This window comes from Streptomyces sp. NBC_01497 (assembly GCF_036250695.1).
In the GTDB taxonomy this organism is placed as follows: domain Bacteria; phylum Actinomycetota; class Actinomycetes; order Streptomycetales; family Streptomycetaceae; genus Streptomyces.
The window spans coordinates 5,442,943-5,456,720 of record NZ_CP109427.1 but is presented as its reverse complement, the minus strand read 5'-3'; the positions used below and the strand labels follow the sequence as shown (position 1 = coordinate 5,456,720).

General features: G+C 73.0%; 11 protein-coding genes. 6 read left to right on the top strand and 5 right to left on the bottom strand.

Annotation, left to right across the window (positions count from 1 at the left end):
• Window positions 1-76 precede the first annotated feature (76 nt).
• Window positions 77-1,114 carry a LacI family DNA-binding transcriptional regulator gene (locus tag OG310_RS23000; RefSeq protein WP_329457760.1) on the bottom strand — a complete coding sequence of 346 codons (1,038 nt, stop codon included), beginning with the start codon at window positions 1,112-1,114 and terminating at the stop codon, window positions 77-79.
• A 346-nt stretch (window positions 1,115-1,460) separates the two neighbouring features.
• On the opposite strand from OG310_RS23000, the gene OG310_RS22995 reads away from it, so the two are divergent.
• The 4 genes from OG310_RS22995 to OG310_RS22980 all read left to right on the top strand — a co-directional run bounded on the left by OG310_RS22995 (window position 1,461) and on the right by OG310_RS22980 (window position 6,884).
• The gene (locus OG310_RS22995) at window positions 1,461-2,795 is read left to right on the top strand and encodes an ABC transporter substrate-binding protein (RefSeq protein ID WP_329457759.1); all 1,335 of its coding nucleotides are present in this window, start codon (window positions 1,461-1,463) and stop codon (window positions 2,793-2,795) included.
• Between the two features lie 409 nt (window positions 2,796-3,204).
• Window positions 3,205-4,203, top strand: a complete 999-nt coding sequence (locus OG310_RS22990; protein ID WP_329457758.1) for a carbohydrate ABC transporter permease — start codon at window positions 3,205-3,207, stop codon at window positions 4,201-4,203.
• A gap of 14 nt (window positions 4,204-4,217) precedes the next feature.
• The gene (locus OG310_RS22985) at window positions 4,218-5,096 is read left to right on the top strand and encodes a carbohydrate ABC transporter permease (RefSeq protein ID WP_329457757.1); all 879 of its coding nucleotides are present in this window, start codon (window positions 4,218-4,220) and stop codon (window positions 5,094-5,096) included.
• Between the two features lie 267 nt (window positions 5,097-5,363).
• The gene (locus OG310_RS22980) at window positions 5,364-6,884 is read left to right on the top strand and encodes a glycoside hydrolase family 1 protein (RefSeq protein ID WP_329457756.1); all 1,521 of its coding nucleotides are present in this window, start codon (window positions 5,364-5,366) and stop codon (window positions 6,882-6,884) included.
• A 538-nt stretch (window positions 6,885-7,422) separates the two neighbouring features.
• On the opposite strand, the gene OG310_RS22975 is transcribed toward OG310_RS22980, so the two are convergent.
• Both OG310_RS22975 and OG310_RS22970 read right to left on the bottom strand, forming a co-directional pair.
• A complete protein-coding gene (locus tag OG310_RS22975; RefSeq protein WP_329457755.1) occupies window positions 7,423-8,859 on the bottom strand; it encodes a HAMP domain-containing sensor histidine kinase in 1,437 nt (478 codons plus the stop codon).
• Window positions 8,856-9,563 carry a response regulator transcription factor gene (locus tag OG310_RS22970; RefSeq protein ID WP_329457753.1) on the bottom strand — a complete coding sequence of 236 codons (708 nt, stop codon included), beginning with the start codon at window positions 9,561-9,563 and terminating at the stop codon, window positions 8,856-8,858. The genes OG310_RS22975 and OG310_RS22970 overlap by 4 nt, the downstream gene beginning before the upstream one ends.
• 62 nt (window positions 9,564-9,625) lie before the next feature.
• On the opposite strand from OG310_RS22970, the gene OG310_RS22965 reads away from it, so the two are divergent.
• Window positions 9,626-10,189, top strand: coding sequence for a hypothetical protein (locus tag OG310_RS22965; RefSeq protein WP_329457751.1), 564 nt, complete (start codon window positions 9,626-9,628; stop codon window positions 10,187-10,189).
• 118 nt (window positions 10,190-10,307) lie between these two features.
• Here the strand turns inward: OG310_RS22965 and OG310_RS22960 are convergent, their stop codons facing one another.
• Both OG310_RS22960 and OG310_RS22955 read right to left on the bottom strand, forming a co-directional pair.
• The gene (locus OG310_RS22960) at window positions 10,308-11,093 is read right to left on the bottom strand and encodes a spermidine synthase (RefSeq protein ID WP_329460325.1); all 786 of its coding nucleotides are present in this window, start codon (window positions 11,091-11,093) and stop codon (window positions 10,308-10,310) included.
• Window positions 11,094-11,319: 226 nt separating this feature from the next.
• Window positions 11,320-11,787 carry a hypothetical protein gene (locus tag OG310_RS22955; protein WP_443078885.1) on the bottom strand — a complete coding sequence of 156 codons (468 nt, stop codon included), beginning with the start codon at window positions 11,785-11,787 and terminating at the stop codon, window positions 11,320-11,322.
• Window positions 11,788-12,139: 352 nt separating this feature from the next.
• Between OG310_RS22955 and OG310_RS22950 the strand changes: the two genes are divergently transcribed.
• Window positions 12,140-13,675, top strand: a complete 1,536-nt coding sequence (locus tag OG310_RS22950) for a hypothetical protein (protein WP_329457750.1) — start codon at window positions 12,140-12,142, stop codon at window positions 13,673-13,675.
• Window positions 13,676-13,778 lie beyond the last annotated feature (103 nt).

The following is a 13,778-nucleotide window of genomic DNA, read 5'->3' as shown; positions in this document are numbered from 1 at the left end:
ACTCCCCGCCCGTCCGCATCGCCCCGCACTCCCCAGGACGGGCGGCCGGGCCGCGCGCGTGAAGGGGATCAGGAGGTCAGGAGGACTCCCGCACCACCAGTTCCGTCGCCAGGACGACATGGCGGTGCGGCAGGCCGGGGTGGGCGATCTCGTCGAGCAGCATGTGGGCCATCGTGCGGCCCATCTCGGCGATCGGCTGGCGCACGCTCGTCATCGGCGGGTCCGTGTGCCGGGCCACGATCGAGTCGTCGAAGCCCACGACCGCCACATCGCGCGGCACCCGCCTGCCCGCCTCGCGCAGCACCTGCATCGCGCCCGCCGCCATCACGTCCGACGCGGCGAAGACGGCGTCCAGGTCCCCTCTGCGCGCGAGGAGTTCGCGCATGGCCCGCACCCCGCCCTCCTCGGTGAAGTCCGCGTGCGCCACGAGGGTGTCGTCGGGCTGCTCGTCGCCGTGGGCCGTGCGGTAACCGTCGAGACGGGCCCGCGCCACCTCCATGTCCAGCGGTCCTGTGATCGTCGCGATGGCGCGCCGCCCGCGGTCCCGCAGGTGCTCGACGGCGATGCGCGCCCCGGAGGTGTTGTCCGCGTGCACGTAGCTGAGCGGTTCGCGGTCGGAGCGCCTGCCACCGAGCACCGCGGGCATGTCGATCGTCTCCAGGAGCGTGGGCAGCGGGTCGTCGGCGTGCACGGAGACCAGCAGCACCCCGTCCACCCGTTGCGCGGAGAGGTACGCGGCCAGCCGCTCGCGTTCCTTCGCCGTCCGTACGAGGATCAGCAGCAGTTGCATGTCGGTCTCGGCGAGTCCGGCCGTCACGCCCCGGATGGTGTCCGAGAAGTACGGTTCGGCGACGAGGCGCGTCTCGGCCTCCGGTATCACCAGGGCCACCGAGTCCGTTCGACTTGTGACGAGAGTGCGGGCAGCCCTGTTCGGCACGTACCCCAGCTCGGCGATCGCCTTCTCCACCGCGGCCCGCGCCCTGGCGCTGACTCCGGCCGATCCGTTGACCACGCGGGAGACCGTGCCCCTGCCGACACCCGCCCGTGCCGCCACGGCCTCCAGGGTCGGGCGGGCGGAACCCCTGACGGCGGGCCCCTTCGCGTCTCGGCTCATCGTTCACCTTCCAGCTCTGTGCGCGCCTCGTGCGGGCGGGGTGGGCTCATTGTGACCACGGCTTCCCGGCCATGGTCCACCCCTTCCTCCGCGCCGTCGTTCCGGGCGGCCCCCGGCGGGCGCCCGGACAGCGGCGGGACGCCAGGACACGCTCCGGCAACGGAACCGACTTCAAGTATTGACACTTCGCCCCTCTTGGCGTGAGTCTTCGAGCAGCACCGGATTGGGAGCGCTCCCAATTCCACCTCGATACCGTACGCCGGTCCCGGCACGCGCCGACCCCTACCGGCCCCTCGCCGGATCACCCCGGAACCAGGTCCTCCGCCCCGGAACAAGGAGTAGTGGAATGCGCATCACCCGCACTGTCGGTAGCCGACGAGGCAGAGGAGGCGCCGCAGCTCTCACGACCGCGGTCCTCACCGCCTCCGCGCTGCTGCTGACGGGCTGTAGCAGCGACACGAACGACGCGGGCTCCGGCTCGGACTCGGCGAACGGGAAGATCACCCTGACCGTCGCGGACTACGGGCAGTTCGGCTACAAGGAAGCCGGCCTGTTCGCCCAGTACCACAAGCTCCACCCGAACATCACGGTGAAAGAGGACGTCACCGCGGACGAGACCGTTTACTACCCGAAGCTGCTCCAGGAGCTGAACTCGGGCAGCGGCCTCGGCGACGTCACGGGCATCGAGGTCGGGCGCATCAAGGAGGTCGTCGACACGAAGGCCGACTCCTTCGTCGACCTGAGCAAGGCGATCAAGCCCTCCGACTGGGTGAGCTGGAAGGAGGCGCAGGCCACCACGTCCGGCGGCCAGGTCATCGGCGCGGGCACCGACATCGGCCCGATGTCGCTCTGCTACAACCGCGACCTGTTCGCGAAGGCCGGCCTGCCCACGGACCGCGACAAGGTCGCGCAGCTCGTCTCGGGCGGCTGGCAGGACTACCTCAAGCTGGGTGAGCAGTACCAGAAGAAGGCTCCCGCGGGCACCTTCTTCATGGACTCCGCGAGCGCCATGTACAACGCGGTCGTCAGCTCCAGCGCGGAGCAGTACTACGACAAGGACGGCAAGCCCGTCTACAAGAGCAGCCCCAGCGTGAAGGAGGGCTGGAACCTCGCGGCGGAGGCGGCGAGCAAGAAGCTGACGCAGGGGCTCGCCCAGTTCAACGACCCGTGGGTGGCGGCGCTGCGCAAGGGCACGGTCGCGACGGTGGTGTGCCCGGCGTGGATGGCCGGTCAGATCTCCACGAACGCGGGCCCCTCGTTCAAGGGCAAGTGGGACATCGCCAAGGCGCCCGGTACGGCGGCGGCCAACTGGGGCGGCTCCTTCCTCTCCGTGCCCAAGAGCGGCAAGCACGTGAAGGAGGCCACGGACCTCGTGGCCTGGCTGACGGCACCGGCCCAGCAGGCGGCCACCTTCAAGGCGATCGGGGTGTTCCCGTCCAACCAGGGCGCGTACACGCTGCCGGCCGTGCAGAACGCGACCCTCCCGTACTTCAACAACGCGCCGATCGGAAAGATCTACGCGCAGGAGGCCGCGTCGATCCCGGCGGCCGTGCTCGGCCCGAAGGACGGCGTCATCAAGGACACCATCTCCAACCAGATCAACAACATGGAGCAGCGCGGCACCAAGCCGGCCGACGCGTGGGCGGCGGCGACCAAGACCATCGACAAGGTCATCGGCTGACGGTCGCGCCCGGGGGTGGCCGAGCGTGACTCCGGCCGCCCCCTGCACCCGGCCGCCGGGCCGCACCGGTCCGCCGGATCCCCGGATCCCCGGGACGGCTGACCTGACCGCGGGCCGCGGCTCCCCGTTCCCGCCCCCCGCCCCGGTCTCCCCGCCGGGCCGGGGCGCGGCGGGCGCACGGCGGGTCGCGGCACGGCCCGCACGAGCACCGGCCGCCGGACCCGTGCCCGACCCGCGGGGTGTCCACCGGACGCGCCGGAGGACCCGGCTTGCCCGGACGCGCCGGCCGGGCGGCACGACCTGCACCGGAACCGGCACCGGAAGCGGCACCCGCGCGACGGCGCCACCGACGAAGACGGCCTCCGCCGCCCCAAGGCCCCACCCCAGGACAAGGACAAGGATTCCGACCGTGGCCACCTCGACACCCACCCGGGACGCGCACGTCCCGCCGCCCCGCCGGTCCGCTCCCCCGCCCCCCGCGGCGGCTCGCGGCTCCTGGCGCAGCCGGCTGTGGCGCTTCGACGACAAGGCTTCGCCGTACGCCTACATCGCCCCGTTCTTCCTCGTCTTCGGCGCCTTCGGGCTGTTCCCCCTCGTCTACACCGGCTGGATCGCCCTGCACCGTGTGGAGATGACGGGGCTCGACCAGATGCAGTGGGTCGGCTGGGCGAACTTCGACACGATCCTGCACGACTCCGAGTTCTGGACCGCGGTCGCCAACACCTTCATCATCGGTGTCATCTCGACCGTTCCGCAGCTGCTGATGGCGCTCGGACTGGCTCATCTCCTCAACTACCGGCTCCGCGCCAGCACGTTCTTCCGTACGCTCATCCTGACCCCGTACGCCACCTCGGTGGCCTCCGCCGCCCTGGTCTTCGCCCTCGTCTTCCGCGCCGACGGCGGCATCCTCAACTGGCTGCTGCACTTCATCGGCCTGGGCCACACCAACTGGGCCAACGGCCAGTGGACGTCGAAGATCGCCATCTCGGTCATCGTCATCTGGCGCTGGACCGGGTACAACACGCTGATCTACCTCGCCGCCATGCAGGCCGTCCCGACCGACCTGTACGAGGCCGCGGCCCTCGACGGGGCGACCCGCTGGCAGCAGTTCCGCAAGGTCACCATCCCCTCCCTGCGGCCCACGATCCTCTTCACGATCGTGATCTCGACGATCGGCTCCATGCAGCTGTTCGGCGAGCCGCTGCTGCTCGAAGGCGGCACGCTGGGGGCCACCGGAGGCAACCAGAACCAGTACGAGACGCTCAGTGTCTACCTCTACAACTACGGCTGGAAGCTGGGCCACTTGGGGCCGGCCGCCGCCGTCGCCTGGGCCATGCTCGCCCTGCTGCTGATCATCGCCGGCATCAATCTGCTCGTCGGCCGCTTCGTTCGCAAGTCCGCCGCCTGAGGGAGCCCTCCGCCATGACCACCACCAGCCCCGCCGCCCGCACCACCCGCGGCCGGCTCCGTGTCGGCGCGGGTCGCCAGCTGCACGCGGGACCGATCACGTACGTCGTCCTGATCGTCGCCGGGCTCCTGTCGATCCTGCCGCTGTACTGGACGCTCGTCGCCGCCTCGCACACCCAGAACGACGTGTTGTCGCTCACCCCGCCGCTGGTGCCCGGCGGGCGGCTGTTCCACAACCTCGCGACCGCCTGGCAGCAGGCGAACCTCGGCAAGGCCATCGTCAACAGCGTCGTGGTGTCCGGCTGCATCACCGCCGCGACCCTGTTCTTCTGCACGCTGGCGGGCTACTCCTTCGCCAAGATGCGCTTCCGGGGCCGGGGGTGGCTGATGACCGCCGTCATCGCGACCCTCACGATCCCGCCGCAGCTCAGCGTCGTCCCGCTGTTCATGATGATGTCCGACATCGGCTGGGGCGGGCACCTGGAGTCGGTGATCTTCCCGACCCTGGTCAGCGCCTTCGGTGTGTTCTTCATGCGGCAGTACCTGCTCGAAGCGCTGCCCTACGAGCTGGTCGAGGCCGCGAAGGTGGACGGCGCGAACAACTTCCGCATCGTCCTCAGCATCGTCCTGCCGGTCGCGCGGCCCGCGATGATGGTGCTCGGCATGCTGACGTTCGTACAGGCGTGGAACGACTTCTTCTGGCCGTACCTGGCGCTCAGCCAGCAGAACCCCACGCTCCAGGTCGCGCTCGGCCAGCTCAGCGCCTCGTACACCCCGGACCAGTCCATCGTGATGGCGGGCGCGCTGATCAGTGCTCTGCCCCTGCTCGTGGTGTTCGTCGTGTTCGGCAAGCAGATCGTGGGCGGCATCATGTCCGGCGCCGTCAAGGGGTGAGGCCGGGCGGGGTGCCTCAGTACACGGCGGCGCGGCGCCCGACACCCCGCGTCCGGCATCCCCCGTGCCGGGCGTCCGCGTTGTCGGTCACCCTTCGTGCCCGCGCCGCGATGACGCAGCGTCACACGGGTCCCTTCCGCCGGTCCGTTCCCGTTCCGTCGCGCACCGTCCCCCGGGCCGCGGCCCCGGCCGCGCCCGGTCCGCCCGCCCGTCTGAAGAACCGTTTTGTCCCTGTCCGACCCCGTCCATTCTGGGAGCGCTCCCGTCATGACCGCACTGCAGACCGACATTGGCGCCCGAACCCGGACCCGGACCGGAACCGCGCCCTCCGACGCTCTCGGCGACACACCCGTCCCGTTCCCCGCAGGATTCGCCTGGGGCGCCGCGACGGCGGCGTACCAGGTCGAGGGCGCGGCGACCGAGGGCGGCCGCACGCCCTCCATCTGGGACACGTTCGCCCGCACACCCGGCAAGGTGCGCAACGGCGACACCGGCGACATCGCCGCCGACCACTACCACCGCTACCGCGACGACATCCAGTTGATGCGGGAACTCGGCCTGACCGCCTACCGGTTCTCCGTCTCCTGGACGCGCGTGCAGCCCACCGGCCGGGGGCCCGCCGTCGAACGCGGCCTCGACTTCTACCGCCGCCTCACGGACGAACTGCTGGGGGCGGGTATCACCCCCGTCGCCACCCTGTACCACTGGGACCTGCCGCAGGACCTGGAGGACGCGGGCGGCTGGCCGCACCGGCCGACCGCGGAACGGTTCGCCGACTACGCCGCCCTCGTCTCCGGCGCGCTCGGCGACCGCGTCCCGCTGTGGACCACGCTCAACGAGCCGTGGTGCTCGGCGTTCCTCGGCTACGGCTCCGGTGTGCACGCCCCCGGCCGTACCGACCCGGCGGCCGCGCTGCGCGCCGCGCACCACCTGAACCTCGCCCACGGCCGGGCCGTCGAGGTGCTGCGCGACACCCTGCCCGCCGAGGCCGAGGTCTCCGTGACGCTCAACCTCCACCACGTGCGCCCGCTCACCGACGGCGCGGCGGACCGGGAGGCCGCGCGCCGGATCGACGCCGTCGGCAACCGGATATTCACCGGCCCGATCCTCACGGGCGCCTACCCCGAGGACCTGCTCGCCGACACGGCCCGCGTCGTGAACTGGTCCGAACTGGTGCGCGACGGCGACCTGGAGACGATTTCCCGCCCGCTCGACGTCCTGGGCGTGAACTACTACACACCGACGCTCGTCTCGGCACCGGATGCGCGCGCGGAAGCCTCGCGGGGCCCGGTGCGCGACGCCTCGCACGGCGGCCACGGCGCGAGCGAGCACTCCCCCTGGCCCGGCGCCGCCGACGTCGTCTTCCACCTGCCGGAGGGACGCGACCGTACGGCGATGAACTGGGCGATCGACCCCGACGGCCTGTACGAACTCCTCGTCGGCCTGCACCGCGAGCACCCGGACCTGCCCCTGATGGTGACGGAGAACGGCGCGGCCTTCGACGACTACGTCTCGCCCGAGGGCCGGGTCGAGGACCCGGAGCGCATCGCCTATCTGAACGGTCATCTCGCCTCCGTACAGCGGGCGTTGGCCGAGGGTGCCGATGTGCGCGGGTACTTCCTCTGGTCGCTGCTGGACAACTTCGAGTGGGCGTACGGGTATGCGAAGCGCTTCGGTGCCGTGTACGTGGACTACGCGACGCAGGCGCGCATCCCGAAGGCGAGCGCCCACTGGTACGCGGACGTCATCCGCGCGAACGCGCTGCCCCCGCTCCCCCGGCTGCCCTAGCGACGTCCGCAGGCGCTCCGGCCCGCGCACCGGGCCGGGGTCCCCCGGGCGGGCCGGATTGGATGAGACCGAAATAGACCGTATGGGACCGGGCCGGAGCGCATGGGAAGCCGGACTCCGGGGTGGTCGGGCCGGGGGCCGGGCAAGGGCGGCGCCCCGGACAGGTGGGGGGATCCCGGTCCGGGGCGCCAGGGCCTGCCGGTGGGGCGGCCGGGTCCCCGGCCCGTGACGCCGGGCCGGGGCGGGTCGGTTCAGGCCCCCGTCATCGCCTGCGCCATCGCTGCCGCCTCTGCTTCTGCTCCTGCTCCTGCTCCTGCTCCTGCTCCTGCCGCGCACGTGAGCAGGGCGGTCGCCGCGATCGCGACGCCTTCCCCCGCGTGGCTCTCACCCTTCCCGTCCTTCTCGCCCGCCGGCGGGCGAGAGGGGCGGGTCCCGTGGGGGGATACCGCCACGCTAGCCCCCCGCGCCCCGGCCCGTCGCCTGATCGGGCGCCGGGCGGGCGTCCTTACGCTTGCATTAAGGACGGGATCGGAACGAGTTAAGTGGACGACCGGATTCGATCACTTCTATTTCGCCGATGACCGGTACGGCCCAGTCCTCGAACGCCTCGGCCACCGCCGCTCCCGCCCGATCCCCGCCCGCCACCGCCACGCGGTGGCGTCGTGACCCCCAGCCAGATCCTGATCTCCGCCCCGCCCAGCACCGAGCGCCCGATGCGCACGTCACCGCCGGTGGACTCCGCGACCCGGCGCGCGATGTCGAGTCCGAGTCCCGTCGAGCCCGGCCGCCCGCCGCTGTTGCCCCGCGCGAGCGCCGACCTCGGGTCGTCGATGCCGGGACCCGCGTCCGACACGAGCACGATCACCGCGTCCGGCGCGTTGTGCACGTCGACGGCGAACGCCGTGCCCTCCGCCGTGTGCCGGAAGACGTTGCCGAGCAGTGCGTCCAGCGCCGCCACCATCTCCGGACGCGCCACGGGGATGCGGACGGGCGCGCCGATCCCCGCGACCCGCACCGTCCGGTCCTCGTCCTCGGCGAGCGCCGACCAGAAGTCCATCCGTTCCCGGACCACCTCGCTGACGTCGCAGCCGATCACCGACCCGGTGGTCCCGGTGGTACGCGGCTTCGCCTCCCGGGCCGAACCGATGAGGGTGTCGACCTCACGCTCCAGCCGTGCGACGGCCTCACGGGTGTGCTCGGCGGCGGGACCGTCCCCGAGCGAGGCCGCGTTGAGGCGCAGCACGGTCAGCGGGGTGCGCAGCCGGTGCGACAGGTCGGCGGCGAACTCTCCCTCCGCATCGAGAAGTTGGACGACCTGATCCGCCATCGCGTTGAACGCGACCGCTGCGGAGCGCAGTTCGGGCGGGCCCTCCTCGGGCACGCGCGCGCCGAGCATGCCCTCACCGAGCGCCTGCGCCGCGTCGGCGAGCCGCCGTGCCGGGCGCACCGTACGGCGGCCGAGCCGGTCGGCGAACACGACGGAGCCCATGACCAGGGCACACCCCACCCCCGCCAGCACCAGCCACGCGGTGGCGACGCCCCGCGTCACGTCGGCCTCGGGGACGTAGACCTCCACCACGGCGGTCACGCCCGTGCCGAGCGCGGTCGGCTGGAGCAGCGCGAAGCCGCCCGGCACCGCGGAGATCGAGGCGCGGCCGACGCGTTCGACCGTACGGATGTCCGAGGCCGCTGCCCTGCGGGTGCCGAGGTCGATGGCCGGGGCGCCGTCCGCCGGCGGGACGTGCACGGCCATCCGGCCGTCGGAGCCCGCCTGGGTGGAGAGCGTCGCGCGCTCCAGCATGCCCCGGTCCGTGGTGATGGCGAGGGCGGGGCCGATGGTGGCGGCCTGGCGCTCCGCGTTGGTGAACACCCGGTCGCGCGCCATCTCCTTGACGACGAGGCCGAGCGGCACGGCGAACGCGACGACGACCATCACGCTCACCGCGAGCACCACCTTGACCAGCGCCCATCTCATCGTGCGGCGGCCCCCGCGCGCGGTGGCTCCAGCTTCACGCCGACCCCCCGCAGGGTGTGCAGATAGCGCGGGCGCGCGGCCGTCTCGCCGAGTTTGCGGCGCAGCCAGGACAGGTGCACGTCGATCGTCTGGTCGTCACCGTAGGACTGCTGCCACACCTCGGCGAGCAGCTCCTTGCGCGCGACGACCACTCCCGGGCGACCCGCGAGGAACGTCAGCAGATCGAACTCCCTTCGGGTCAGGTCGAGTTCCAGACCGTCCAGGGTGGCGTGCCGGCGCAGCGGATCGATGGCGAGCCCGCCCACCTCGATGAGGTGTCCCGCCTCCCCGTCCGCCGGGCCGAGGCGCGAGCGGCGCAGCACGGCCGCCATGCGCGCGGACAGCACGTCCACGGAGAAGGGCTTCGTGAGGTAGTCGTCGGCGCCCGCGTTCAGCAGCCGGACGATCTCGGTTTCGTCGTCGCGGGCGGTCGCGATGATCACCGGTACCTCCGTGATCCCGCGCAGCATCTTCAGCGCCTCGGACCCGTCCAGGTCGGGCAGACCGAGGTCCAGGATCACCACGTCGAAGGGGAAATGCGCGACTTCGCGCAGGGCTTCGAGCGCGGTGCCCACGCTGCGTACGGTGTGGGTCGCCTCGGTCAGATGCCGGATCAGTGCGGATCGCACAAACTGGTCATCCTCGACCACGAGCACTCGTGCCATGGCCCGCACCGTACGCCATCCGGGTGAGACAGGGGGCATCCCGGTGGTGCACCATGGCGGGGATGCGCCAGGCACTCGTTCCCGTCGTCGCGTGGTCGCTCGCCACCGGCGCGGCGGTCACGCTGTCGTGGTGGGGCGTGCACTCGGTGATGGCGGGCACCGCGTACGACCCGCCGCGCGCCGTCCCGATCACGGCGGCCGGTACGACCCCCGCCCTGGCCTCGGCGCCCCCGCTGATCCCGGCCACCCAGCGTCCCGAGAGCCCTTCCGCACCACCGCCTTCCCCGCGGTCAAAGGCGTCCGGCACGCCCCCGGCCCCGCACCCGCCGGGAGCCGGCGCGGCGTCACCATCGCGGCGGCCCGCGCTTTCGCCGCCGGTGTCCCCTTCCTCCTCCGACCCCTCGGGCACGCTGAAGAACTACGAGATCACCGGCGGCCGAGCCGTCTTCTCCGTGGGCGCGACATCGGCGTCCCTGGTGTCGGCGACGCCGGCGGCGGGCTGGCAGATGCAGGCCTGGACGCAACCGGAATGGGTCCGGGTGACCTTCACGAAGGGACAGCAGGAGTCGTCCGTGTTCTACACCTGGAACGGCCACGCACCGATGGCCGAGTTCGACTCCCGCTAGGCCGTGGCCCGGTGCCGGCCGATCAGGTCCCGGCCCGGCCTGCCCTCGCCCTGTTGCGGTACGTCCGGTCCTCGCCCATTACGGACGCCGGTCCGCCCCGCCCGGTGAACGCCCTCGTTCAGTCGAAGGTGCCGGGCGGGGGTACCGGCGAGGGCCGGGCGTCCGTGTCCCGTACGACGGCGGCTCCGCCGGTGAAGTCCGCCAGCCCGCGCCCGTGTTCGACGCGTCCCGGGTGCGGGTCGGTCGCCACGCGCCGGGTCAGTTCCGCGACCGGCAGGTCGCCGTCGGCCGCGAGCAGTACGGCGTTGCCGAAACGCCGCCCGCGCAGCACCGCCGGGTCGGCGGCGAGCGCGAGCCGCCCGAACGCCGAGGCGACGGTGGCGATCTGGCCGCGCAGGTAGGCCAGGGGCGGACCGTCGGCCACGTTCGCCGCGTACCACCCGCCCGGTGCGAGCACCCGCCGTACCTCCGCGAGGAATTCGGCGCTGGTGAGGTGAGCGGGGGTGCGGGCCCCCGCGAAGACGTCCGCGATGACCAGGTCCGCCCAACCGTCGTGCACCTTGGCGAGCCCCTCGCGCGCGTCGGCCGTACGCACCCGTACGCGCGCGGCGGGGTCGAGCGGGAGGTGCGCGCGGACGAACTCGACGAGCGCGCCGTCCGCCTCGATCACCTGCTGCGTCGAACGGGGCCTGGTCGCGGCGACGTAGCGGGCCAGGGTGAAGGCGCCCCCGCCGAGGTGCAGCACGCGCAGCGGCTGCCGTTCAGGAGCCAACAGGTCCACGGCGTGGCCGAGTCTGCGCTGATAGGGGAAGTCGAGGTGGCCCGGGTCCGCGAGGTCGACGTGCGACTGCGGCGCCCCGTCGAGCAGCAGCGTCGTGGCGCCGGGGCGCTCCCGGTCCGGCACGAGTTCGGCGGTGCCGCCGCCGACGCTGCCCCGCGCCGCGGGCGCCGAGGGTGTCGACGACGATCGCGCCGCTCTCCGTACATTTCTGGCCACGGTTCCATTATCGCCGTGCCTCGGGCCGCCGCTCCCGCGCGGCCCCCGCCGCTCCCGCGCGGACCCGGGGGTCACACGTGCGGCCAAGGGCTCCCGGGGTGGTGCGGGGCGGCCCGCGCGCGGCGCGGGGAGATCATCTGTGCCGGTCGGCGGCCTCGATGGTGCGCGCCGCCTCGTCCAGTGCCGCGCGCAGCCGCGTCGGATCGGTGACGGGGCCCTGGGTGCTGCCCGGCGCCAACAGCCAGCCGGTGCCCACGACCGGAGGGTCCGACGCCAGCCGCACGCCGCGGCCGTCCGTCTGGGTACAGGCGCTGCCGGGAACGTCCCAGGCGGCCGCGGTACCGGACGGGACGAGGAAACCGAGCGTGTCGCAGGGTCCGTCGTGGATGACCGGTCCGACGGCCGGCACCTCGCCCCGGCGCAGGATGTCCACGGCTTCCAGGCCCTGCCGGGCCGGAACCATGACGAGGTCGCAGGGCGGCGCGACCCGGGAGCGGCCCGGAGGACCGGGGTGCGGGGCGGCGGCCTGCTGTTCGCCGGCGGCGGCCCGGTCGGCGGCACCGCCCGCGGCCGGGTGCGCGGCGGCGCTCCCGGCGCTCACGTTCGCGGCCCGGGCCGCGGCAGCGTTCGCGGCTCCCGCGGCCTCGCGGGTCGCCTCCGCCGCACACCGGCCGGCCGCGAGCGGCCCCTGACTGGCTTCCATGCCGACCTCCACCTCCACCTCGAACAAGGCGGACCCTCCTCGTCGCGTCACGAGTCGTCGAGCGAGACACGTCGCACGTCTCCAGGAGGTTCAACGCTTGGCGGCGTCAACAGCTACGGCGGCACGCCGCCGCAAAGGATGGCAGTTCATGGCAGATCGTGGGCGAGTTATCCGGTTTGTAGCCAAACCCTCTGTGCGCACCCCGTAACAGCGGGTACATTCTTGCCCCGCACCAAGAGAGGGCTCGGCCATGGCGACGTCACCGGCAGTTCCCAACTCCGCGTTCCGCGGCCTGCGGGGATCGCGCTCTCCCGGGGAGTTCGCGGCGGCGGTACGCAGAGCGGCACGGGAGATCGGTGAGCACGTCGCCTGCGACGCGCGCTACGTCGGACGGGTGGAGTCGGGTGAGATCCGCTGCCCCAACTACGCCTACGAACGGGTCTTCCTCCACATGTTCCCCGGGAAGTCCCTCGCGGACCTCGGCTTCTTCGCGCGCCAGGCGGTACGGGGCAGGGGTACGCGGGCCCTCACGGCGTCCCCGGCGGAGCCGGACGCGGCGCCCGGGCGCCGCGGGCACCCCGGCTCCGAGCCCTCCGAAGGCGCCGGCCGGCCCGCGGGGACCGGAAGGGCGAGCGGGGCGAGTGGGGCGGGCGGGACCGCCGCCGGACGGCCTCTCGCGACTCAGCACCACCAACACCCCAATCACCGCCTTCATCCCCACCATCCTCATGGCACCCACCCGCCCGACGACCCCCACGATCCGGACAAGGAGAGCGACATGCTGCGTCGTGCGTTCATGGCGAGCGGCAGCGCAGGTATGGCGTTCGCGACCCTCGGAATCCCCGTACCGCGCCGCGCCGGACACGGCGCGGGCCGCCTCGGCGAACCCGAGGTGCGCGCGGTGGAGGACGAAGTCCGCCGCATCCGCCTGCTGGACGACCGGCACGGCGCGGACGATCTGTTCCGGCGGGCGAGGGAGCCACTGCACGCCGCGTACGCGCTGCTCGACTCCGGGCACGTGAGCGGGCCGGCCCTCGCGGACCGGCTGCACGTGGGCGCCGGCGAACTCGCCCTCTCCGTAGGGTGGCTGGCCCATGACTCGGGCCGCTTCGAACAGGCCAGGTCGCACTACGCGGAGGCGCTGGCCACGGCACGCGTCGCGGACGACGCGCCGCTGGAGGCGCACGCCTTCTGCAACATCGCGTTCCTGGCCGACGACGCGGGCAAGCACCGCGAGGCGGTACGCGCGGCACAGGCGGGCCGGCGCGCCGCGGCCCGGCTGCCGTCACCGCGGCTGCTCGCGCTGCTCACGATGCGGGAGGCGGCCGGCTGGGCCGGGCTGGGCGACCGGAGCGCGGCGACCGAGAGCCTGGCGGGGGCCCACGCCCTCTTCGAGCGAGGGGAGTCGGACGAGGACCCCGAGTGGATGTCGTTCTTCGGTGAACCGGAACTGGCCTGGCTGGAGGCCCGCTGCCACGCCGCTCTGGGCGACTGGCCGCGCGCCGCGCGCCGCGCCTACCGGGCAACAGCGCTCAGGGACGGGCGTTTCGCCCGCAACCTCGCGCTGTACCGCGTCCAACTGGCCACGTCGCTCGCGCACTCCGGCTCCCCCGAGGAGGCGGCGGCCGCGGGGAACGCGGCGCTCGACCTGCTGGAGGACGTCAAGTCGTCCCGTATCCAGGGGATACTGACGACGACGGCCCGGGTGCTGCTGCCGCAGCGCAAGGTCCACGGCGTGCAGGCCTTCCTCGCCCGCTCCGGTACGGGCCCCGCCCGGCCGCTCTGACCCCACGCGACGGCGCGGCGACGGGCCCCCGCCCGGTGTTCGGGACGGCCCAGGTCCGCCCACCGCGTCACGCGCTCACCCGTCAGGGCCCGGCGTTCGCGGC

Excerpts from the sequence above, each read along its gene's own strand:
- OG310_RS23000 (WP_329457760.1), bottom strand. The coding sequence starts at position 1,114 with ATGAGCCGAGACGCGAAGGGGCCCGCCGTCAGGGGTTCCGCCCGCCCG.
- OG310_RS22995 (WP_329457759.1), top strand. The coding sequence starts at position 1,461 with ATGCGCATCACCCGCACTGTCGGTAGCCGACGAGGCAGAGGAGGCGCC.
- OG310_RS22985 (WP_329457757.1), top strand. The coding sequence starts at position 4,218 with ATGACCACCACCAGCCCCGCCGCCCGCACCACCCGCGGCCGGCTCCGT.
- OG310_RS22980 (WP_329457756.1), top strand. The coding sequence starts at position 5,364 with ATGACCGCACTGCAGACCGACATTGGCGCCCGAACCCGGACCCGGACC.
- OG310_RS22975 (WP_329457755.1), bottom strand. The coding sequence starts at position 8,859 with ATGAGATGGGCGCTGGTCAAGGTGGTGCTCGCGGTGAGCGTGATGGTC.
- OG310_RS22970 (WP_329457753.1), bottom strand. The coding sequence starts at position 9,563 with ATGGCACGAGTGCTCGTGGTCGAGGATGACCAGTTTGTGCGATCCGCA.
- OG310_RS22965 (WP_329457751.1), top strand. The coding sequence starts at position 9,626 with ATGCGCCAGGCACTCGTTCCCGTCGTCGCGTGGTCGCTCGCCACCGGC.
- OG310_RS22950 (WP_329457750.1), top strand. The coding sequence starts at position 12,140 with ATGGCGACGTCACCGGCAGTTCCCAACTCCGCGTTCCGCGGCCTGCGG.